The organism is Paraburkholderia sp. DHOC27, assembly GCF_003429005.1.
Classification (GTDB): Bacteria; Pseudomonadota; Gammaproteobacteria; order Burkholderiales; family Burkholderiaceae; genus Paraburkholderia.
In genome coordinates, this window is sequence record NZ_QVQV01000002.1 from 1 (window position 1) to 20,849 (window position 20,849).

At 59.8% G+C, this 20,849-nt stretch carries 21 protein-coding genes; 9 read left to right on the forward strand and 12 right to left on the reverse strand.

What is annotated here, in order from left to right; all coding sequences use genetic code 11:
- The first annotated feature begins 416 nt into the window (after positions 1 to 416).
- Both D0B32_RS08390 and D0B32_RS08395 read left to right on the forward strand, forming a co-directional pair.
- Complete coding sequence (locus D0B32_RS08390; protein ID WP_117333521.1) at positions 417 to 668, forward strand: acyl carrier protein; 252 nt, start codon at positions 417 to 419, stop codon at positions 666 to 668.
- A 23-nt stretch (positions 669 to 691) separates the two neighbouring features.
- Positions 692 to 1,900, forward strand: a complete 1,209-nt coding sequence (locus D0B32_RS08395; RefSeq protein WP_259294966.1) for an acyl-CoA dehydrogenase family protein — start codon at positions 692 to 694, stop codon at positions 1,898 to 1,900.
- Between the two features lie 140 nt (positions 1,901 to 2,040).
- Here D0B32_RS08395 and D0B32_RS08400 read toward each other — a convergent pair whose 3' ends face one another.
- Both D0B32_RS08400 and D0B32_RS08405 read right to left on the reverse strand, forming a co-directional pair.
- A complete protein-coding gene (locus tag D0B32_RS08400) occupies positions 2,041 to 2,463 on the reverse strand; it encodes a DNA-binding transcriptional regulator (RefSeq protein WP_117333523.1) in 423 nt (140 codons plus the stop codon).
- A 116-nt stretch (positions 2,464 to 2,579) separates the two neighbouring features.
- Positions 2,580 to 3,071, reverse strand: coding sequence for a hypothetical protein (locus tag D0B32_RS08405; protein WP_117333524.1), 492 nt, complete (start codon positions 3,069 to 3,071; stop codon positions 2,580 to 2,582).
- A gap of 182 nt (positions 3,072 to 3,253) precedes the next feature.
- Between D0B32_RS08405 and D0B32_RS08410 the strand changes: the two genes are divergently transcribed.
- Complete coding sequence (locus tag D0B32_RS08410; protein WP_117333525.1) at positions 3,254 to 5,395, forward strand: hypothetical protein; 2,142 nt, start codon at positions 3,254 to 3,256, stop codon at positions 5,393 to 5,395.
- A gap of 119 nt (positions 5,396 to 5,514) precedes the next feature.
- Here D0B32_RS08410 and D0B32_RS08415 read toward each other — a convergent pair whose 3' ends face one another.
- The 6 genes from D0B32_RS08415 to D0B32_RS08440 form a co-directional block, all read right to left on the reverse strand.
- Positions 5,515 to 5,775, reverse strand: a complete 261-nt coding sequence (locus D0B32_RS08415; protein ID WP_259294937.1) for a hypothetical protein — start codon at positions 5,773 to 5,775, stop codon at positions 5,515 to 5,517.
- Positions 5,744 to 6,103, reverse strand: a complete 360-nt coding sequence (locus D0B32_RS08420) for a host attachment protein (RefSeq protein ID WP_259294938.1) — start codon at positions 6,101 to 6,103, stop codon at positions 5,744 to 5,746. Before D0B32_RS08420 ends, D0B32_RS08415 begins: the two co-directional genes overlap by 32 nt.
- Before the next feature lie 124 nt (positions 6,104 to 6,227).
- Positions 6,228 to 7,211, reverse strand: a complete 984-nt coding sequence (locus tag D0B32_RS08425) for a Dyp-type peroxidase (protein ID WP_259294939.1) — start codon at positions 7,209 to 7,211, stop codon at positions 6,228 to 6,230.
- Between the two features lie 18 nt (positions 7,212 to 7,229).
- The gene (lon, locus tag D0B32_RS08430) at positions 7,230 to 9,734 is read right to left on the reverse strand and encodes an endopeptidase La (protein WP_117333527.1); all 2,505 of its coding nucleotides are present in this window, start codon (positions 9,732 to 9,734) and stop codon (positions 7,230 to 7,232) included.
- Between the two features lie 33 nt (positions 9,735 to 9,767).
- Positions 9,768 to 10,172 (reverse strand): Hsp20/alpha crystallin family protein, encoded by a 405-nt coding sequence (locus D0B32_RS08435; RefSeq protein ID WP_259294940.1) that lies wholly within the window; start codon positions 10,170 to 10,172, stop codon positions 9,768 to 9,770.
- A 298-nt stretch (positions 10,173 to 10,470) separates the two neighbouring features.
- On the reverse strand, positions 10,471 to 11,556 hold the full coding sequence (locus D0B32_RS08440) for a porin (protein ID WP_117333528.1): 1,086 nt from the start codon (positions 11,554 to 11,556) through the stop codon (positions 10,471 to 10,473).
- A 329-nt stretch (positions 11,557 to 11,885) separates the two neighbouring features.
- Between D0B32_RS08440 and D0B32_RS08445 the strand changes: the two genes are divergently transcribed.
- Positions 11,886 to 12,878 (forward strand): dienelactone hydrolase, encoded by a 993-nt coding sequence (locus D0B32_RS08445; RefSeq protein WP_259294941.1) that lies wholly within the window; start codon positions 11,886 to 11,888, stop codon positions 12,876 to 12,878.
- Between the two features lie 208 nt (positions 12,879 to 13,086).
- Here D0B32_RS08445 and D0B32_RS08450 read toward each other — a convergent pair whose 3' ends face one another.
- Together D0B32_RS08450 and D0B32_RS08455 are read right to left on the reverse strand one after the other, a co-directional pair.
- The gene (locus D0B32_RS08450) at positions 13,087 to 13,419 is read right to left on the reverse strand and encodes a BON domain-containing protein (protein WP_117333530.1); all 333 of its coding nucleotides are present in this window, start codon (positions 13,417 to 13,419) and stop codon (positions 13,087 to 13,089) included.
- Between the two features lie 115 nt (positions 13,420 to 13,534).
- The gene (locus tag D0B32_RS08455) at positions 13,535 to 13,861 is read right to left on the reverse strand and encodes a BON domain-containing protein (protein WP_117333531.1); all 327 of its coding nucleotides are present in this window, start codon (positions 13,859 to 13,861) and stop codon (positions 13,535 to 13,537) included.
- A gap of 306 nt (positions 13,862 to 14,167) precedes the next feature.
- On the opposite strand from D0B32_RS08455, the gene D0B32_RS08460 reads away from it, so the two are divergent.
- The gene (locus D0B32_RS08460; protein ID WP_117333532.1) at positions 14,168 to 15,313 is read left to right on the forward strand and encodes an MFS transporter; all 1,146 of its coding nucleotides are present in this window, start codon (positions 14,168 to 14,170) and stop codon (positions 15,311 to 15,313) included.
- An 82-nt stretch (positions 15,314 to 15,395) separates the two neighbouring features.
- A complete protein-coding gene (locus D0B32_RS08465; RefSeq protein WP_117334128.1) occupies positions 15,396 to 16,307 on the forward strand; it encodes a hypothetical protein in 912 nt (303 codons plus the stop codon).
- 103 nt (positions 16,308 to 16,410) lie between these two features.
- On the opposite strand, the gene D0B32_RS08470 is transcribed toward D0B32_RS08465, so the two are convergent.
- A complete protein-coding gene (locus tag D0B32_RS08470) occupies positions 16,411 to 16,851 on the reverse strand; it encodes a DoxX family protein (RefSeq protein WP_117333533.1) in 441 nt (146 codons plus the stop codon).
- A gap of 196 nt (positions 16,852 to 17,047) precedes the next feature.
- Here D0B32_RS08470 and D0B32_RS08475 point away from each other — a divergent pair, with 196 nt between their 5' ends.
- The 3 genes from D0B32_RS08475 (at position 17,048) to D0B32_RS08485 (ending at position 19,702) form a co-directional block, all read left to right on the forward strand.
- Positions 17,048 to 18,673, forward strand: a complete 1,626-nt coding sequence (locus D0B32_RS08475) for a serine hydrolase (protein WP_117333534.1) — start codon at positions 17,048 to 17,050, stop codon at positions 18,671 to 18,673.
- A gap of 54 nt (positions 18,674 to 18,727) precedes the next feature.
- The gene (locus D0B32_RS08480; protein ID WP_117333535.1) at positions 18,728 to 19,099 is read left to right on the forward strand and encodes a VOC family protein; all 372 of its coding nucleotides are present in this window, start codon (positions 18,728 to 18,730) and stop codon (positions 19,097 to 19,099) included.
- Between the two features lie 144 nt (positions 19,100 to 19,243).
- Complete coding sequence (locus tag D0B32_RS08485) at positions 19,244 to 19,702, forward strand: hypothetical protein (protein WP_117333536.1); 459 nt, start codon at positions 19,244 to 19,246, stop codon at positions 19,700 to 19,702.
- 146 nt (positions 19,703 to 19,848) lie between these two features.
- On the opposite strand, the gene D0B32_RS08490 is transcribed toward D0B32_RS08485, so the two are convergent.
- Entirely contained in the window at positions 19,849 to 20,736 is an 888-nt protein-coding gene (locus tag D0B32_RS08490) for a LysR substrate-binding domain-containing protein (RefSeq protein ID WP_117333537.1), read from the reverse strand.
- Positions 20,737 to 20,849: the final 113 nt, after the last annotated feature.

Consider the following 20,849-nt stretch of genomic DNA (forward strand, 5'->3'; position numbering starts at 1 on the left):
TGAGAGTTAAACCCTCAAATACAGATTCAAATCCAGCCTCAAAACCCGACATCTCTATCTAGCCAGCCCCCGACGTTTCAATCTGGCCTCGACATTGGATGTAACCGCCAGGTAGTAATGTCATACCTGAGTCAATCCTTCAATTACAAAATCTCCCCACCCAAGCCTCACACAATAAAAATGTAAGCCACACGCGGCGCGTGACCAACTCGCTGTGTCCCTCTGTCCATCAGCGATCCCCACACATTGCCAATGCGGTGAGGCGTCGGCCCGAATCCCCAAACACATTACCGCCACCTTGCGTCCAGATTCATGTCAGTGCGTCAGCGCACTGACGGTAATGTTTGCCATGCGCCTAATGCGAAAAAAACCGCGAGTGAGATCCCCGGGAAAAACGAACAAGGAGGCATCAGTCCATGAAAACAGCAATACGGCGCATTCTCTCCGAATCAGGTGGTCTCGACGTACCCGTAGACTCACTCACAGACAAGTCCGACCTCTATGCGGCCGGGCTTTCATCGCTTGCGACCGTACATCTGATACTCGCGCTGGAAGCTGAATTTGGCATCGAATTTCCGGCGTGCGTGCTCACACGCCGGCTCTTTTCGAGTATCGACTCGCTCGCCACAGCAATCGGTCCATTGCAAGTAGCGAAGGCGTCGGCATGAACGGCCCGGTCCTGCATGAGACGATGACCCGCGGCGATACCCGTGCGCCTGTCATGGTTGTGCCCGCATCGGACTGGCGTGCGGCCGCCCAGCGCGTCGCCGCTGTCGCCGCGCAATTCGCGGATGCGGTGGATCGCGAGGCGCGCTTCCCAGCCGAAGCCGTCGCGGCCCTGCGTGACGAACGCCTGCTCTCGGCGATGGTGCCCGCCGCCTGCGGTGGCGCGGGCCTCGGCGTCGTCGAAATCGGAGCGATCTGCGAGATTCTCGCGCAGGCGTGCGCCTCGACGGCCATGATCTACGCCATGCATCAGATCGAGATCGCATGCATCGATAAACACGGCGGCGCTCTGGAATGGCAACGAGGCCTGCTCAGGCAGGTGGTCGAGCGTGAGTTGCTGCTGGCGTCGGCGACCTCCGAGGAAAATATCGGCGGTAGTCTGCGCACCAGTTCGTGTGCCGTCGAGATCGAAGGCGGGCGTTTTCGGCTGGAAAAACTGGCGCCGACGATTTCATACGGCGCCTACGCCGACGGCATTCTGGTCACGGCACGCCGTACGCCCGAGTCTGCTCCAGGCGATCAGGTGCTGGTCGTCGTGCTGAAGGATGACACGCAGCTCGAAAAGCGTGGCGCATGGGATTCGATGGGCATGCGCGGAACCTGCAGTGAAGGATTCCGTCTGATCGCCACGGGCCTCGTGCAACAGATCATCCCCACGCCGTTCGCCGATATTGCCGACCAGACCATGCTGCCGCTCTCGCACACGCTGTGGGCCGCGGTATGGACCGGCGTCGCCAGCGACGCGGTGAATCGGGCCAGCGCGTTTTTCCGTGCGCAGGCGCGTGCCAAACCCGGCTCCATTCCGGCGGCGGGCCCACGGCTGGCTGAGGCGGTGGCTCTGCTGCACATGATGCAGGCTCGCCTCACCACAGGCCTTGCGACCGCGCAGCGCGTCCATCAAGAGGTGGACGGCGACTGCCAGGCCGACATGCCACTCGCCGCGATCCTCGGTTTCGCCACCGACATGAACACGCTCAAGCTGAGTATCTCCACCACGGCGCTGCAAGTGGTACAGGAAGTACTCCTGATCTGTGGCATGGCCGGTTATAAAAACGGCACGCCTTACAGTGTGGGACGTCACCTTCGCGATCTGCACTCGGCGCCGCTCATGATCAGCAACGACCGCATCGTGCAAAACACCGCGAATCTGCTGCTCGCGCAGCGGCCGGTGTGACACGCGTGCATGGCTGCAACACTTGCTGGAGAAGTGCCCCGGTGGCACGGCGACGCGACACTGGGGCGATAGTTATACTTCACGCATTGCAAGGACGTCGCCGGACGCGCGTGACGCGTGGAACTCCCCTTCCCTGCGCCTCACGATCCCAAGAGAGTAAGCGTGCAGGAAACCGAGTGATGGCAGTTCAAAATTTCCGGTCCGCAAAACGGGAGCAACGCGCTGAGGAGGCTGCGCACTTTGCTTCTGCAAGTCTCTTGCCGAGCTTCTCCCTTGGCCTCTAGGGCGTCGTACTGTACCGGCTGATCGGCGGCCGCCCTTCTAGTTCGCGCAAGGTTGCGAAACAGCGGTTTCAGGGCTGCCATGAAAGGATGTGCCACCCGCGCCGCGTTGTGTGACTGCTCCCATCGCCGCACTGTGTCGATCGGTATATTGAATGCCTTGGCGAACTGCGCCTGAGTCTTTCCTAAAGCGAGACGAAACTTTCGCATCTCTTTCCCAGGCGGTTGATCCGGCTTGGTTAGCAAACCTGACTTTGAAACGACTATTTTTGCATGTTTCATTCGCTCTTTCTCCTGATGGTAGCGGGTTATGGCGCGAAGCCTTTAGGCAATTGACGACCGCCACAGCCTTCGGCGGTCGCGCCAACCGCCGTTAGCTATCCAAACCTTGCGCCGTGTCACTGGACTTTGACCCGTCCCGATGCGCTCGCTGCGGGCGCGCCCAGCAGCGGTGCAGAGGCATGCGGCGGGACCGCAGCGTCAGCCACGCGCACCACTTCGATGCTCCATGGCAACTCATGCAAGAGAAATCCTCCTGCGGTTGCAACTGCACCCGCAACGGCGAAGACCGCCCTTAACTGACCAAGACGGTGCACCGTGCGCCAAAACCACCCTTCTTTTTCTTCGCGTTCTTGCAACTCGAAAGGCGCGAAGACGATTTTTCGCATGGTCAATACATTCTGGTACCGCGTTAAGCGGCAGATCATGTAACGGCGGTCAAGTTCGATCGTTATCAGGATCGTCTCGCCGGACGCCAAGGCGTCTGGTGTCCGCTCGAGCTTGTGCCAACTGCTCCAATATTCGGAGGGAGTGAGCGTTGCAAGTTGACGTTGAAGTTCTGGTGCCCCAGGATCGAGCTTGGTGAAAAATCCTTGCGCTTCGGTCTGCATTTTTGCCTCCGGTTTCCGGAGCTTCGCCGGGTGACGTCGCGAGACCAAGGTATCAAAGCCTGGCAGGCGAATCACGACGGTTCGAGCAGGGTATCTGCGGACGATACGGATGCAATCGAACCCAAAACGTCGGCCATCGTTCGGGGGACGCTTTTTATCCGCTTTTGCGAAAGGTGGCGGCTATGGATGCTCGCTGGAAGCAGATCCCTGTATTCCAGATCGGAAATCGCCAGGACATTCAACCGTGGCAAACCGATCCAAGAAAAGTCCTGTTGAAAAGGCACAAGGTCGGGCTTGTCATGGTTCCTCCGGTCGATCTGGACGACTTCCTGTCTCCAGATCAAGTTGAGTCCTGCCCCACCCATTTCGTACATGGCTTGAAAGGCTCTGGGAAAACAAGTTTGTTGCTCGCCAAGCGGGCGTTACTCGATGGCGAGGTTGCCGCCAGAAAACTGCTTTGTGTTCCAAGTGGGTTTCCGTATGTTTTCTCGCCGTTCATGGATGCAACAACCATCAGCTTTTCCTCTTGGGAAGCGCTCGGCTTTCATACCAAAGAGGCGTGGAAATACGCATGGCTGATACTGCTCGGCGCCTACCTGCTCAATTCAGTGGACCGCGATTCGGAGCATCTGGATCCGCCGGCACCCCCGGTGTTGAGCGACAATTTGATCCGTATTCTTGGCGCATCGGCGTCAGACTCAAAACTCGATGAAAGAAGATGGGTTGCCTGTTTCAAGCATCTCATCGAGACCACGCGAGGTAACGCTGAGGACACTTTACGAAGAATCTACGAGACCGAAGTGCGTTCCCGCCTGAAGTCAGTCGTAGATAGATTTCAGCGCCCAATATTTATATTCGTGGACGGGATCGATGAAACGTTTTACGGCCCGGGCGGCTCCCCTCTTTTGAAACTTGCAAAAGACCGGGAAATGCAACGACATCTTCCTCAGGATGAACGCGGTACGGGACTGGATCCCAACATCCTCGCGCGTGAAATATGGGTAAATGCCCAGACTAGCCTGCTCGCAGTCTCGACCGAGTTCCTCGTTGAGTTTGACGGTTGGATAAATCTTATCGGCTCGATGCGATCTGAAGCGTATCTCGAAACGACACAGCAAGGTGCGCAAGGGGTGGGTCAGCGCTCAGACATCGTTCAGGCTATCACCTACACTCATGATCATCTTGAAGCCATATTTCGGGCCAATCTGCGGGCTACCATGAAAGTCCACAGCTACGACAAGCCTAGTCGCGATGACGAGATTGTCCGGTTTTTTGGAGTCTCCGAACTCCGCAACAGCGTTACGGGGATTGACGAATCAATCTTTCAATATGTCCGTCGGCACACTTTCGAGGAGCCTCGGGACTTGATGCTGATTGGCGGCCGACTTTCGCATCTGCCGGAAGATGCCCGCGGCGAATTTCAGGAAATTTCCGAAATTGTGATCGCCAGCACTTCAGTGATCCTCTATGACTATTTTAAATTCATGGATGAAGAGTGGGATCACGATTTCGAAAACATCGTGCTTCAGCACATTCCCCGGAACATTTTCACGGATAGTGACGCCAGGGAGCTGAAACAACGGTTCTCTCAGTCAGAGAATATCAATGCGCGGGATCCGTTGACATATCTGTATCGACGCGGACTGATCGGGGTCGTCTCTGAAAATCTGATCCAACGATTTCATAATCAGGTGCGGGTAAATGGCGCGGACAAACTGTCTGCTCCGAAATCGAGCATGTATTTGACTCACCCCGCGTTGGATCCGTTGATAGCCCGTTCGCGGGAAGTAGCCGGACTGGAGAAATTCCAGAACACGACCGGTATCGCGATTGGTAACCGGATTCCCTGGATTGCCGGAATGCGACTCAAGCGGATTCAGCTACATCTGGACGGAATGGCTGTCAGACTAACCATCGATGGGATGGACGTTTCTGAACCGGGGCGTGAGCGTGCGTTGCAAACATTTCATACGCTCTCAGATATTCCCACCGCTCTGTTTGTCGCCTGTCTGCGACAGATGGTCAAGCTTAGTCTGGACGAGCCGTTGATATCATCGGTCGTCGCCCAGATAAAGGAAATGGTGGCCGCGGGCGTGGTGACAAAGACACAACAGCGCAAAGGCCGAACCATCGAGACCGTGGAATACATCGAAGACCTGCTTCTGGACCCTGAAAGACAGCCCGCACCATTTGAAACGATCCGGAACCGGTTGAAGGAATACAACATTGACAATGTGAATCCACATCGATCAATGAAAACCAGGCGAATGGGCTTTCACGGGATAAACTGGAAAGATATTCACCTGATTTCGTTTGAAAAATGATCAATCGTCGCGTGCGCCGGTATGTGAACGCGACTCTCTGATCGAGGTGCCGCCCAAATCCGCTCCATCGGGTTTGGGCGCGAAGCTTCAAAGGCTGACGTACGCATCCCGCTCCGCAGCTAGGCCCCCAGTTCCTGGAAAGCATGACCATTGGCGTCGAGCTCCTTCAGAAGCCCTGGCGCCAGCTCGCTTTCCCATTCGTGTCCTTCGAATTGCCAGTCGCTGGCATCGGCGAGATCAGGCAACCCTGCTCCCTTGCGCACGTAGAGTCCGAGCGTCGGTTTCTTCAGGTTGATGTAGAAATCGAATTCCTGCATGTCGTGCACCTCACGCAAACCGGAAACCAGATCACTGCTTGCGCAGACGCGCTTCGATTTCACCGGCACTGAGTCCGGCCAGATCTTCGCTGATCTGCTCGAAGATCATGCGACGCGTATCCTCGCTCAAATCGGCGCGCACCATGCCCAGAAACCTGGGCTCGATAGCGAGCCGCAGGCGGTTGTAGCGTTGATGCAGCCGCCCTTTCTCGATGTACTCGCCCACGCGTTTGGCAAACTTCTCGCGGTCCTTCTCCGTTAGCATCGTCCCGGTGTATTCATCGTTGACGAGTTCTTCGACCGCCTGCAGGTCGAGCGTGAGTCCAGGCATCTGGAAAACGCGCGCTCGGCCACCGTCAGCCACCACCAGCCAGGTCACTTCGACCATCATGCACCTCCTGCAGGAAACGTTTCAACGCATGCATTCGCACCGCTGCGAATGCATGCGCGCCCTCCTCGCTCATCGTCGCCAGGCCTCGCTGAGGCTCCACGCCAGGCCTCGCCAATGCTTCGCTTCAATCAGCCAGACCGCTGAGAAACTTGCGGGCCGGCGCGAAGAACGTGACCCCGGCAACCGCTTTCGAAAAGTCGAGGATCCGGTCGTGCAGCGGCGGCGGATCACCGACGAACATCCGCTCCAGCATCCTGTCGATCACCCACAGATGACGGCAATAGCCGATGAAGTAGGTGCCATACTCGCCGCGGCCCGGCACGGCGAACGGCATGTTGTCGCGCAGGATGTCGTGTTCCCCGTCTGCATCCTCGATGGTGCAGAGCGTCTTGTGCGATTTCTGGCCTTCGGTCGCGTCGGGCAATTCGGTGTTGTCGAACTTGTTGCGGCCAATGATCCCCTGCTGCGTTTCCACGCTCTGCGCGCGCCAGGCCGAGAGGTCGTGCAGGTACTTCTGGATCACCACATAGCTGCCGCCGGCATAGGCGGGATCTTCGCTGCCTACGATGGTCGCTTCAGGCAGATCGAGCCCATCGGGATTCGCGGTGCCGTCGACGAATTCGAGCAGGTCTCGGCCATCGAAGTAACGAAACCCGGCCACGTCGTCGATGGCCGTCGCTGCATCGCCGAACGCCTCCAGCAGCAGCTTCTCGAACTCGACGATCACGCCCGTGGAATCGGCGCGGATGTGATACAGCAGATCGCCCGCCGTGGCCACCGCCGTGTGTTTCGCACCGCGTACCTCCTTGAACGGCGCGAGTTCGCGAGGCGCGGGTTTGCCGGTCAGCGGTCCCCACGCACGATGCGAGATGCCCACGTTGCAGGTGAACACGCCACCATTGGCGCGAATCCGGACATCCTTGACGAGATCGTCGGTGCTGCCCACCACGTCGCGCGCCGTGGCGAGCGACGCCTCATCGTCCTTGACCACGAGGATCAGGAACGCGGCGGCGGCCGAGAGCGGCGCATCGATGGATTGCGGCTCGGCATCGAGCGCCTGCTGCGCGGTGGCGATGGGCGAAGGGATCGGCGAAGGTGTTGGGCTCAAGATGTCTCCTGCGGCGCGCTAGGTCGCGACCTCTGTGGAATCCGTGCCTGAATCCGCGCCTGAATCCGTACGTGAATCGAGCGATTCGCGCAGTGCGTCGTCCACGGTTGTCAGCAGCACGAAGCGCAACTGGCTGCGTGCATCGGCGGGAATGTCCTCGAGGTCCGCCGCATTGCGCGCGGGCAGCAAGACCGTTTTGATGCCCGCACGCAACGCCGCGAGCACCTTTTCCTTGATGCCGCCCACCGGCAGCACGACGCCGCGCAGGCTGATCTCGCCCGTCATCGCGCAATCGCTGCGCACGGCTCGTCCCATCAGCAATGACGCAATTGCAATGAAGAGCGCCACGCCGGCACTGGGACCGTCTTTGGGAACCGCGCCGGCCGGCACGTGAACATGAATATCGCGCTTGTCGAAATTCACGCAGTCGATCTGCAAGGCTTCGCACTTCGACTTGACCAACGTGAGCGCGGCCTGCGCGCTTTCCTTCATCACGTCGCCCAACTGGCCCGTCAAGACCAGTCTGCCGCCGCCCGGCGAACTGCTGGCCTCGATGAACAGCAGCTCGCCGCCCACCGGCGTCCACGCGAGCCCGGTGACCACGCCCGGCAAACTGGTGCGCATGGCCACCTCGCTTTCGAAGCGATGATGTCCGAGTATCGACGGCAGGCGTTGCGGATCGATGCGTTCACGCGTCGCGGCATCTTCGGCGACACGCAGCGCCACATAACGAAACACCGAGCCGATCTGCCGTTCGAGGCTCCGCACCCCTGCCTCACGCGTGTAGTCGCGAATGATGGCGCGCAGGGCGTCGTCGCTCAACTCACACTGATCGGCGGTGAGTCCACATGCCTCCAGTTGCCGCGGAATCAGATAACGCTCGGCGATCTGAAACTTCTCGGCCTCGGTATAGCCCGGCAGATCCAGCACTTCGAGACGGTCGCGCAGCGGCCCAGGAATGCCTTCGAGTTGATTGGCTGTAGCGACGAACACGACCGCGGACAGGTCGAACGGCACGCCGAGGTAGTTGTCCCGGAAGGACGCGTTCTGTTCCGGATCCAGCACTTCGAGCATCGCCGCAGCCGGATCGCCATGCGTGCCATGGCCGAGCTTGTCGAGTTCGTCCAGCAGCATGACGCAGTTGCGCGCGCCCGCCTTGCGGACGGCCTGAACGATATTGCCCGGCATGGCGCCAATATAGGTACGCCGATGGCCGCGAATCTCCGATTCGTCATGCAGCCCCCCCAGGCTCACGCGCACGAAGGGGCGTTCGAGCGCCCGCGCGATGCTCTGCCCCAGTGAGGTCTTGCCCACGCCAGGTGGCCCGAGAAAGCAAAGAATGGGCGCCTTGCCGAGCGGATTGAGCTTCTTCACGCCGAGATATTCGAGGATGCGGCGCTTCACCTTGTCGAGGCCGAAGTGCGCTTCATCGAGAATCTGCCGTGCGCGGGCGATGTCGATGGGCGCTTCGGGCGGCAACGGCCACGGCAGTTCGGTCAGCCACTCGAGGTAACTCACGCTGATCGAGTATTCGGACGAGGCCTCCGGCATCCGCTCCAGCCGCGCGAGTTCCTTGCGCGCGTGCGTCTCGATCTCGCTCGGCATATGGGCCGCTGCGATCGCGTCGGTCAGCTTGCGGACTTCTTCGCCGGTTTCGCCGCTTTCGCCGAGTTCCTGCTGGATGGTCCGCAGTTGCTCGCGCAGCATCATCTCGCGTTGCCGGCGATCGAGCCGCCCTTGCGTCTGCTCGCCGATTTCGCGCGACAGACGCAGCACCTCGATACGTCCGGCAACCGCATCGAGCACCTTGTCGAGCCGCTTGCAGATATCGAGCGTTTCGAGGATGTCCTGCTTGCGTTCCGCTGGAATGTCGAGCAAACCAGCGATGGTATCGGCCAGCAACCCGGGCGCCTCGATGGCGTCCAGCGCCCTCACCAGTTCCGCTCCGGCATTGGGAAGCAGCCCGATCATTTCGCCGGCACGTTGTCTCAGGACCAACGCGCGCGCGTCGATGGCAGAGTCGTTGGGTGTCGGCTCGGGCAGCATTTCCACCTGGGCGGCGCGAAATCCAAGCCCATCTAGCGGCGCGATCAGGCGGAAGCGCTCCACGCCCTGGCAGATCAGATGATGTGCGCCGTCGTCCGCGCTCGTGACGTAGCGCAGCACGTTGGCGAGTGTGCCAATGCCATGCAGGCCATCGAAGGGTGGATCCTGAACCTGCGGATCGCGTTGCAATACGATCCCCAAAGGCTGCTGGCGTTTGACGGCCGCCTGCACATCTTCCTTGGACTGCCCACGGGTGGCCGTCAGCGGAATCACCATGCCGGGAAACAGCACCGCGTTGCGCACCGGCAGCAGGATCAGACCGTCCTTGGGCACGGCGGGCAGTGATCCGGCCGCGGCCCCAGGCGTGGCAGCAATCGCAGCGTCACGCGCCGATTCGTTGGCGGTCTCATTCGGAGACTCGACTGCGGGACCCGCAGAGCCCGACTGAGGGGCGTCGCTTTCGTCATCCGTGCTCATCTTGGTTCCTCGATTCGCCGGTGCGCGCCGGGCTCAGTCCAGTCTCTCGAAGTCCAGCAGCAGGCAACCGTGTTCGAAGTCGCGCCGTGCCAGGCGGTAGCGCCCGGCAGGAAGCTGGATGCGCCGCTCGAAGCGGCCATAGGGAATTTCCAGGCAATGGACCGCGCCACCGGCAAGCACGCGCGGCAAGGTCCGTTCGGCGGCCACGATCAGCGTGGCGCCGTCGAGATTCAGATCCACCTGTTCGGGAGGCACGCCGGGTAACGCCACCACGATCGTAAGCAGGCCGTCGTGCTCGAAGACCTCGATGGGCGGCTCCCAGAGCGGCACTCTCGCATGTTGGCCGGCCAGCCGGAAGAACTGCCGATGCAGCCGCGCCGCGCGTTCGAGCGTGTCGATGGCGGTGTCCCACATGATCGTATGGCGCGTGATTGACACGTACGGCTCCCTGCCCTGTTCGGTCAGCCCAACGCTGGCTGTCCATCCATCAAAGGCGATCAGTGCGCACCTGTCAAGTTGGGGAAGGCGAATGTAAAGTGGCGGGCGTGCGTACCCGTGGTTGCCGCTGCCCGAGTGCGCCGCGGACATTTTTCCGATTCGCAGTTTTAAGTCGAATTTGCAGGGCCATTTGCGTTTCGACGCATCGCGAACGCGGCAAAAATCATTCCCATCGGCCCATCGCGTTTGAGGTATGAACATTACCCGCGAGCTGGCGCGTGCGCGCCTGTGCCGCGTTTCAAAACCGGTGCACGAGGCCGACTCCAATGCCGCGCGTGTCGGCGCCGGCCGGGACCGTCAGGCCCGAATACGCGGTGCCTGAGAGCGTGTATTTCGCCTGATTCCTGTTCTGGATGAAGCCGGCCGCCGTGTAGAGTTCGGTTGCCTTGGACAGGGAGTATTCGTACAGCAGGCCTAGTTGCTGCGCGTTGTCACCATGTCCCGTTCGGTCGTACAGATAACCGTACATCACCGAGATCAGCGTGAAGGGCGACAACTGATACGAGTCCGAGATCTGGTAGACATCGTGCTGCATGTACTTCGGCGTGTTGGTGAGATTCTCCGTGTGATACGCGAGCCAGATACGGTTGGCGCCGATGGCATACGAAGCGCCCGCATTGAACACGTTCAGCACCGCGCCGGGACCGGCCGCGGCGCCGCCCGTTATCGTATAGCTCCCGCCTGCACCTACACTGGGCTCGTCACCTCGTTCGTAGCCGGCGGCCACATTCAGTGGCCCGTTGTTGTACTGGACGAGCGCGTTGTAAAAGCCAATGCCGTTGCCCGAGCCATTGGACGAATCGCGCAACGCCACCATGAATTTCGCATTCAGGCCGCCATATGTGGGCGTGTAATAGGAAATGCCATTGTTGGTGCGGATGATCAGCGCATTGAAGTTGTTCATGGGTGATGCAATGCTCTTGACCCAGGACGGGTCCATTGCGGCCTGGAGCACGTCGTATTGCGGCGTGTTCTGCAGGCCGAAGCGCACTTCACCAAAGCCGCCGGACAAGCCCAGATACGCGAGACGATTGAAGGCATCAGCCGGGTTGGTTGCGGCGCCTGTCTGCCCCGAGAACGCCTGCTCCAGTTGAAAGTTGACGTGCAGGCCGTCGCCGATATCTTCGCTGCCCTTGAAGCCGTAACGTGTCGCGAAGAGGCCGCCCGGCACCGCACGGATAGCCGAATTGCTGCCGCTCGAACTCTGATAAACGAAACCATTGTCGAGCACACCATACAGCGTGATGGTGGACTGCGCGAACGCGGGGCTCGCGGCGGCCCACGACAAAGCCGCACTGCACGCGAGAGTGCTGCATCTTTTCATCCGGGAAATCTCCATTTGCACGCGCATCGGTGTGCGGGTGCTTTTATAAATGCTTAGTATCGCTAACGTTTAATTAGCGAAATGCACAGTTGAGCGCGGCGTGCGAGTGACGTCACGGAGCCAGCAAACCGCGCCGCCCTGCTGTGCTACGTCTTGATGGAACAAGATTACTGGCGTGGACGATGCGGGGTCTATGGATAAAACATAGATTGAATGGGACTTTTTGCTTGCAGCGCGGTAACCACGGCAAGCAGCGCGTGCCACGTAAGGATTGACAATCCCCGATGGACTGGCGCACCTTGAACGCCCACCCCTCAAGGAGTTGTGTCGTGCGTCCAGTGACAATGCTTCTACTTGCGGTGCTTTTGCTGACCACGCTGCAAACGGCGTGGGCCACCGACGTCGGCTTTCAGGCCATCGCCGTTCCCGACGGCGACGAAAAGCCCCTGAGCGGCGGTGTCTGGTACCCCACCGACGCCGTGGCGTCGCCGCAGCCGCTTGGCCGGGCATCGCAAACGGTCGCGTTGAATGCGCCCATCGCGGGCCACGACCTGCCGCTCGTCGTCATATCACATGGTTCGGGCGGCTGGTACGGCGGTCACTACGATACCGCGCTCGCGTTGGCGCGGGCGGGCTTCGTCGTCGCGGCCGTGACGCATCGCGACGACAGTGCCGCTGATCACACCCGTGCGTCGCCGCTCTGGCAGCGTCCCGTGCAACTCAAGCGGCTCGCGGACTACATGCTCGCCGTCTGGCCACAGCATGCGTCGCTCGACGCAAGCCGGGTAGGCGTGTTCGGCTTCTCCGCAGGCGGATTCACCGCGCTGGTCGCGGCTGGCGGTGTGCCGGACCTGAGTCGCATCGGACCCTACTGTGTCGCGCACGCGGACACCGAGCCCTGCGTCGCGGTGCGCGCTGAGCCAGGGGTAATGGAACGGCTCGCCAGCGTGCCGGCGTCGATCTGGGTGCACGACGAGCGTATTCGTGCCGCTGTGGTTGCGGCTCCGGGTGTGGGCTTCGTCTTCACTCAGGAAGGACTTGCCAATGTCCACGTCCCCGTTCAATTATGGCGCGCGCAATCCGATCACGTGGAGCCCGCTCCCGACTACGCGGACGCTGTGCGCGCCGCGCTGCCTGCCGCACCGGAGTTTCACGTGGTGGACAACGCCGATCACTATGATTTTCTGCCGGCGTGTAGCGCCGCACTCGCGAGCGCGGTGCCGGAGATCTGCACGTCCCGTCCGGGTTTTGATCGCGTGACGTTTCATGCTGGGATGAATCGCGACATCGTCACCTTCTTCGAACGTACGCTTGGCAAATGACGGGTAGCGAAGAGAGCGTGCGTATCCGCACCACTCGCCTTACGGTCGAAATGATGAAGTTACGCAGGTGAGGAGGATGCGGTGACGACAGGCAGGCTCGCCGTCGTCACCGTCTGGGTTGACGTGCTGGGTTGACGTGATTCGGCCAGCGACCCGTCGCAAGCCGGCAAAGCCGTCGTGGTTGCCGCGCGAAGGCGGGTGCCCTTCTTTAGTGCCCTTCTTCGCGGATGCTCAGATTGTTCGACAAGGACGTAACGCCGCTAACCTTGCCCGCAATTTCCGGCGCCTTGGTTAGCTGGTCCGAGTCGGGCACGGTTCCGTCGAGCGTGACCACACCGCTCTTGGCGAGAATGCGCACGTCATCCACGTCGAGCTGCGCTTTTTCCAGCGCCCGGCGAACGTCGTGCGCCAGTTTCCGGTTCGCCTTGCGTTGCGTAGTCGCACTGTCCTGAGCATACGAGACCACTGGCGCCATGACGGCACCACCCAGGGCAATCGACAAAATGGATACACCTGTCAGGCGCTTGAGCAGAAGGTTCACGTTCAACTCCGTTAAAAAAGTGTTAGTCGACTTTTAGTTTCACTGCTTAACGTTGGTTCGAGAAAAACGCACTACAGCATCCGAACCGGATTGCGCCTGCACTGACACGCAGGTGTCAGTTCCCTTCCTGTTGCAGAGTGAGATCATTCTTCAGCGACGTCACACCCGGAACCTTTTGCGCGACCGAAGGAACCCGCGAAAGCTCGTTCTGGTCGTCTACTGTGCCGTCCAGGCTGACGACACCATCCTTCGCGCGGATGCGGACGTCATCCACGGCGATATGCGCCCTCTCCAGTGATTTACGTACCGAATGTGCGAGCGCCCGGTCGGCCTTCGGGCCGGAAGTGGTTTGGGCGGATACGGGGAAAGTGGCCGCAATGGTGCAGGCGATTAGTGCTGACTGGGCGAGTGTACGAAAAGGACGGTTCCAGCGTGAATCCATTTTTCGACTCCATTTTTAGGGTCAAGCAAGAATCAGATAAGCCGGAATAGCAGTGGGACCCGTGGCGATCTCATCTATTTCGACGATTCCGCAGATGAATCCCCATCTCCTCATCCCGACCCTGCACAATTTATACCGTGCACCCTTGAATCTCAACCTCAATCTGCATGATTGAGGTGTTTGTTTAACCCAGGATAGTCTTGGCAACTTCGCCTGGCAACTTCGACGATCCCATCACCTGGGCCGCCCCGGCATTGTGTAGGGCAAATAGAAGCTAAACCTCGACGCCCATAAGTCATCTACCTCATGCCCTTGCCACTCATTGCCCTCGCAGTTGCCGCGTTCGGAATCGGTACCGGCGAATTCGTCATCATGGGTTTGCTGCCCGACGTTGCGCGCGACCTCGCGGTGTCCATACCCGCGGCCGGCTTGCTGGTGTCGGCCTACGCGCTGGGTGTGACCATCGGCTCGCCGCTCGTCGCCATCGCGGTCGCGAATCTGCCGCGCAAAAAGGCCCTGTTGTGTCTGATCGCGATGTTCATTGCCGGCAACCTGTTGTGCGCGCTTGCACCGAACTACGCCGTGCTGATCGTGGCGCGCGTTCTCACCGCGTTTTCGCATGGCGCTTTCTTCGGCATCGGCTCGGTGGTGGCCGCGGGTCTGGTGGCAGCGGATCGCCGCGCGCAAGCCATCGCCCTCATGTTCACTGGCCTCACGCTGGCGAATGTACTCGGTGTGCCACTGGGCACCGCATTGGGGCAAGCGGCAGGCTGGCGCGCTACCTTCTGGGCCGTCACCGGCAGCGGCGTGCTGGCCGCGACCCTGCTGGCCGTTTTTCTTCCGGCGCGGATCGAGATGAAGAAGGCCAATCTGCTGCACGAGTTCAGCGTGTTGAAAAATCCGCAGGTGTTGATCGTGCTCGCCATCAGCGCGATGTCGTCGACCAGCCTGTTCTCGGTCTTCACCTACATCACGCCGATTCTCGAAGACGTGACCGGTTTCACACCGCACGCCGTTACGCTGGTGCTGCTGCTATTCGGCCTGGGACTGACGGTTGGCAGCACGCTCGGCGGAAAACTGGCGGACTGGCGTCTGATGCCTTCCATGCTGGCGTTCCTGCTCGCTATTGTCGTTGTCCTTATCATTTTCGCAGGCACCATGCGCGCCCCTATCCCTGCGATGGCGACGATTTTCGCCTGGGGCGTGCTGGCCTTCGGTATCGTGCCACCGCTGCAAATGCTGATCGTCGATCGCGCGAGCCACGCCCCCAATCTGGCGTCGACGCTCAATCAAGGCGCTTTCAACCTGGGTGATGCAAGCGGCGCATGGCTGGGCGGCATGGCGATTGGCGCGGGCGCACCGCTCACGACGTTGCCGTGGATCGGCGTCGGCGTCGCTGCCGCGACGCTTGTTTTGACGCTGTGGTCAGCGTCGCGAACGCATGCCACCTGACGTGCCACTCAATGTGCTACCAACGTTCCGCGAGGAATGGATCTTGCTCACGACGTGACAACAGCGGGAGAGCGCCACCATGATGAATACACAGACACACACCTCGCGCATCGTGCGTTTCAGCAAACGCCTCGCGTGGTTTGCGATTGCGTGGTCGAGCCTCTGGCTGGCTACGCCAGGCTGGGCCGACGACAACGCCGCTGCGTTGAAAGACAAGTATGAGACGCTGGCGCCACAACTCAAGTCGAACGCTTTTCATCGCCCCATCTATCTGGATTCGCAGGAAACCCAGAACTCGTTGCAGGGCGATATCTATGCCGTGGTCGACTATCCGTATGCGACCGTCAACGGTGCATTCAACGATCCGCAAAATGGCCCGGCCAACTGGTGTGAAGTGCTGATCCTGCATCTGAATACCAAGTACTGCCACGCCACCTCAGGCGCGAATGGCGCAGTCATCAGCATGAACGTGGGCAAGAAAACCGAACAGGAACTCAACGATACCTCGCGCGTCCAGTTCAACTACCGTTCGGTGACGACGCGTCCCGACTACTTCGAAGTGGATCTGAGCGCCGCGGAAGGACCGCTCAGTACGAAGGATTACCGCATCGTGCTGCAGGCCGTCGATCTCGGCAATGGACACACCTTCCTTCACCTCACCTACTCGTACGGATTCGGCATGGCCGGCCGCCTTGCGATGAAAACCTATCTGGCCACCATTGGCAGCGCGAAAGTGGGCTTTACGAAATCGCCGGGCGGCGATTACATAGGCGGCGTGCGTGGTCTCGTCGAGCGCAATACGATGCGCTATTACCTCGCCATCGATGCGTATCTGGGCTCGCTTGCCGTGCCCGCCGCGACACGCGTCGATCAACGCTTCGCAACGTGGTTCGATGCCACCGAACAATATCCCCGTCAGCTACACGAACTGGACCGGCAGGAATACCTGCAGATGAAGAAGAACGAGTATCAACGGATGCAGACGGCGCAATAGGCACGTCTCATGGCATGCAACGGAACGGCCTCCGTGTTGCTGGAGGCCGTTTTGACATGACGATTACTCAGGATGACTGAGTGGTTTCGAACATCTCTTTGCTTCAGAATGCCCCGGTCTGCGGCAGATCCCTGCGCGCCTCGGCCGTCAGCGAATTCGCGGCAAACAGACTTCTCACGCGTTCGTCACGCAAATAGAGCGCGCCCCATACGCAAGCGCCCAGCACCAGGCTGATGATCTGCGGCGGCGAGCCGATTTCGCCCAGCCGAAAGTGCGTGCAGATCGCGCCGCCCAGAAAGCCTGTCAGCAGGATCGCCCCCACCACCGCCGTTCTCGGGGTAGCGTAGGCAATCGTGCAGATCAGCAGGATCATGCCGAGCATGGGAGCCGTGGCGTCCGGAAAGCCGGTTGCGGCGAATTTCGCTTGCATGCTCGGGGGGAACATCAGGATGCTCACAGCGTCGGCGAGCAGCGCCAGAACGACCACGGCGCTGATGATGCGGCCCGTCCATTGGGCGGCTGAACCAGTTGAATCTCGATGCATGGCTTGCTCCTCGATCGTGTCTGAAAAGCGTGACGATAGGCGCGAAGAATGAGGTGAAAGTTACGAGGAGCATCATCGGCCAACTTTCGGTGATAGCACTCTGCGAAGCGTTGCGATGAGATTGAGATTTAGACGCCGCTCGTTATAGACTGCTGGCCAGCACCGGCCGCCCACTCTTCCCTTCAGGACGTGATTCATGTGCTCAACGCCGCGCACCGAAAAATACGCCAAGGAAGCACAGGAGATCGTGACGCCCTTCGTCCGCGGCGACCTCTTTTCTGGCGTCGTTCTGGTCGCGAAACAGGGCGAGGTAATCTTTCGCGAGGCTTTCGGTTTCGCCAATCGGGAATGGGCCATCCCGAACACGCCGGACACACGCTTTCGCATCGGTTCAATTACCAAACAGTTCACGGCAGCCGCCATTCTCCGCCTCGCGGACCGCGGCAAGCTGAGCGTTGCCGACCGCCTGGGCCAGTATCTTTCCTATGTGCCGGATAGTTGGCAAGACGTCACCCTCCATCAATTACTGACCCACACATCGGGCATTCCGTCCTATACGAATCTGCCGGATTTCTCGAGTCGCATTTCGCTGGAAGAACGGACCCCGAGAGCGGTCATGGAGCTGACCCGCGATCAACCACTAGAGTGTGTGCCAGGCGAGCAGTTTCGCTATAGCAATACCGGCTACACGTTACTCGGCAGCGTGTTGGAGAGCATCACGGGTCAAACCTATGCGGACTTCCTGCACGACGAATTCTTCGAGCCCCTTGGCATGCGCGACAGCGGCTACGAGCATACGACGCAGATCATCGAGCGTCGGGCGGACGGATATACCTGCGTCGACGGTCGGTGGCGACACGCGCGGTACATTGCCATGTCTTTGCCTTACGCCGCCGGTGGCCTCTATTCCACTGTGGACGACTTATATCGCTGGTCACAGGCCCTCATGAAAGGCGATGTCATCCGTCCCGACACGCTCGAAGCAATGCTGCGCGATCACGGACAGGGTTACGGCTATGGCTGGTTCATTGCGACCGCCGACGAGCGCCGCTTCATCCATCATGGCGGCGCCATAAACGGATTTCTGGGCACCCTTGACCTGCGCCCCGACGACGACCTGACGACCATCGTTCTTGCGAATCTGCAGGCTTGTGAGGTGCCGATGATTGCGACGCGCCTCGCGCGAGCGAGCCTTGGTCTGTATCAGCCACCTCGCGAGCTTGTGCTGGACACGTCGAAACTCGACGAATATGTGGGCGCTTTTCAAATTGGGCCAGGGCATTTTCTGGAAATGTCGCGCAGCGGGGACCAGATTCTGTGCGCTCATCTGACGGGCCGCCGGCCTCATACGCTAGCCTGTTCCGCACCCGACTTGTTCGTTTCGAAAACCAGCGACGTCGAAATGACCTTCAACCGCACGACAGAAGGAACGGTGTCGTCCGTCACGGTTCGCGAGCATGGCGCGACCTTCAACGGGCAACGGACCGACAAGGCAGTCGGACAGAAGCTGGATGAAACTGCGGTTGAAAACGATCTGGACATCGCTGCCGATCCTCCGGCCCTCTCCCAATATGTTGGACGCTATCGCCACCCGCGCATGCATTTCGAGGTGACGCTGTCTGGCGACCAGTTGTTGGTGCAAGCCACGAAGCAGCCGAAGCTGCGGGCTGTGTTCGAGAATGATCGAACTTTCGTGATTGAAGAAGCTCAAGCGAAGATTACCTTCGAGCACACGGACAGGAATGGCGTGTGGGCGCTGATGCTGCTGCAAGCTGGCGCACGCTTGCGCGCGTTCAAACTGTTTGATATGAGCGCCGCGTGATGGCTCGAGTGTTGAAGGCGCGCCATTCGTTCCCAGCCAATCTGGAGAGGTCCAATGCCGATTGCCATGTCCAGGTTGATGCTGTACGTCCATGATGTCGAATTGCTCAAGTCTTTCTATCAAACCCATTTCGGGTTCGGGGTGGCCGAACACATCGAAGGCGAATGGGCGGTGCTCAACGCTGGCGCGATGGAGATTGCTTTCCACAGAGTGGGTGAGCCGTATCGCGAGCTAGAACATCACTCCAATAGTTCGAACGCGAAAATGGTCTTCTCGGTCGAATCAGGGCTATTAGCGTTGCGCGAAAAGCTGGTGAGCGCGGGCGTGCAGATGCGCGGCCTGAAGCGCTATGACGGCTTTCCGCAATTGATGTGTGACGGAGAGGATCCCGAAGGAAACGTCTTTCAACTTTGTCAGGCTGATTAGAAGCGGAGCGATTTGCCGCAACCTTGCATTCGGCGCATGTTCTCTCCATACTTGCCGCACACAGCGCCAGTTTAATGCTGTGATTGATCGTTTTTTCAAAACAACGGCTTATTCAAATCAATCCTGACGGGAGATGCCGAAACAATGGAAAACAATCGCGGTAGCGCTATAACAGCATTAAAAAATGCCCCCGTCTTTGTTAAAACGGCAATTTCGCTCTACGCGCTCGCCGTTTTGCAATATCTCGTCGTGACGCTGGGTGGGTTGATCTTCATGATGCGGCCTGTTTCCAGGCCTGCCGTCCCACTCGACGCGCTCTTCGGCATTGCCGCCCTCCTCCTGGCGTTCGGCGTTCTGAAAGCGTTCCTGGCCTTCAAGTTATTCAGGCGTAAAAACTGGGCACGAATTGTCGTCGTGATTGTGTCGGCGCTGGTAGCGGCATTGCTGATCCAGGGCGCCATCGTCGTGTCCAAGGTCGATCCGCATGCCTCCTTCAATACGTTGACCCATAACTATGGGCTCGTTGCGGAAATAGCGGCCGCCTTGCTGTTATTGCTGCCGCAAAGCAAAGGCTGGTTCGTACCGAAGCGAGCCAGCGCCTGACAGAGGCCGCCAAGGTCATGCGCGGTTTCGCACCGCGCAGCATGCCGCAGTCGAAACGTTTCGATTCTGGCGCACAGCGTTTTTGCAAATATACAGTCGAAAGCCGCTTTTGAAGGTTTCTAATCTCAAACACTTCGTCATCCGAATCAAATCTGAAAGACAGCCGCCACGTGATCGATAAACGCCCGCACCACGGGCGGCAATCCGCGACGTGTCGTGAACACGAGGTGCACGATGCCGCTGGCGGTTTTCCAGTCCGGAAACACATGAACCAGTTCGCCATTGGCAAGCTGTTCGCGGCAGGTATGGTCTGGCAGCAGCGCCACGCCGAGCCCCGCCACCGCCGCATCCCGTAACGAAATATAGTCCGAGCAGGTCATGCGCGGCTCGCTGCGGTGCACGTGGGTGACGTCGTCCGGGCCGGTGAATTCCCAGGCAATCTCGCCCATCTGATCCGTGGTCGCCAGGGTGGGCAATGCAGAGAGCGCCGCAAGATCGTCGCCAGTGCAGCGCGCCGCCACGGTTGGCGACGCCACGAGTATTCGACTCGACGACCCTAACGTGCGCACGATCAACGACGCATCCGTATCCAGCCTCAAGCGCACGCGAATGGCAATGTCGATGCGTTCTTCGATCAGATCGACCGGCCGGTCCAAAGCCAGCACCTGGAGTTTCGCTTTCGGGTAGCGCGCGAGAAACGTGCTGTACGCGCCGGAAAGCACCGGCATCAAACCGAGGGGACAACTGCAGCGGATCACGCCACGCGGTTCGCCGAGCGCTTCGGAGACCGCCGAGTCGGCGCGCTGCACGTCCAGCATGATGGCCCGGCAGCGTTCATAGAACGTCTGGCCGATCTCCGTCACCCTGAAGCGGCGCGTCGAGCGCTCGATCAGCCGCACGCCGAGCCGCGCTTCCAGTGCGGCAATCCGGCGGCTGATGGTGGACTTCGGCGTGCGCAGCATACGGCTCGCCGCAGCAAAGCCGCCATGCCCGACAACCTCGGCAAACAGGATGTAGTCGTTGATATCCGCCATGCACGCCCTTCCATTGACTCATTTTTGGAACGATCAAACCCATTTTCGCAGTCTACCGCGTTGATTGGCCCATTGGCATCATCCTTTCAACGCGACGCAATCTGCACCGCGAC

Bases quoted from the DNA above. Each gene is read 5' to 3' on its own strand.
- D0B32_RS08480 (WP_117333535.1), top strand. From the start codon at position 18,728: ATGCCGATTGCCATGTCCAGGTTGATGCTGTACGTCCATGATGTCGAA.
- D0B32_RS08475 (WP_117333534.1), top strand. From the start codon at position 17,048: ATGTGCTCAACGCCGCGCACCGAAAAATACGCCAAGGAAGCACAGGAG.
- D0B32_RS08410 (WP_117333525.1), top strand. From the start codon at position 3,254: ATGGATGCTCGCTGGAAGCAGATCCCTGTATTCCAGATCGGAAATCGC.
- D0B32_RS08390 (WP_117333521.1), top strand. From the start codon at position 417: ATGAAAACAGCAATACGGCGCATTCTCTCCGAATCAGGTGGTCTCGAC.
- D0B32_RS08455 (WP_117333531.1), bottom strand. From the start codon at position 13,861: ATGGATTCACGCTGGAACCGTCCTTTTCGTACACTCGCCCAGTCAGCA.
- D0B32_RS08490 (WP_117333537.1), bottom strand. From the start codon at position 20,736: ATGGCGGATATCAACGACTACATCCTGTTTGCCGAGGTTGTCGGGCAT.
- D0B32_RS08440 (WP_117333528.1), bottom strand. From the start codon at position 11,556: ATGAAAAGATGCAGCACTCTCGCGTGCAGTGCGGCTTTGTCGTGGGCC.
- D0B32_RS08405 (WP_117333524.1), bottom strand. From the start codon at position 3,071: ATGCAGACCGAAGCGCAAGGATTTTTCACCAAGCTCGATCCTGGGGCA.
- D0B32_RS08395 (WP_259294966.1), top strand. From the start codon at position 692: ATGACCCGCGGCGATACCCGTGCGCCTGTCATGGTTGTGCCCGCATCG.
- D0B32_RS08485 (WP_117333536.1), top strand. From the start codon at position 19,244: ATGGAAAACAATCGCGGTAGCGCTATAACAGCATTAAAAAATGCCCCC.
- D0B32_RS08420 (WP_259294938.1), bottom strand. From the start codon at position 6,103: ATGATGGTCGAAGTGACCTGGCTGGTGGTGGCTGACGGTGGCCGAGCG.
- lon (WP_117333527.1), bottom strand. From the start codon at position 9,734: ATGAGCACGGATGACGAAAGCGACGCCCCTCAGTCGGGCTCTGCGGGT.
- D0B32_RS08465 (WP_117334128.1), top strand. From the start codon at position 15,396: ATGAATACACAGACACACACCTCGCGCATCGTGCGTTTCAGCAAACGC.
- D0B32_RS08460 (WP_117333532.1), top strand. From the start codon at position 14,168: ATGCCCTTGCCACTCATTGCCCTCGCAGTTGCCGCGTTCGGAATCGGT.
- D0B32_RS08400 (WP_117333523.1), bottom strand. From the start codon at position 2,463: ATGAAACATGCAAAAATAGTCGTTTCAAAGTCAGGTTTGCTAACCAAG.
- D0B32_RS08470 (WP_117333533.1), bottom strand. From the start codon at position 16,851: ATGCATCGAGATTCAACTGGTTCAGCCGCCCAATGGACGGGCCGCATC.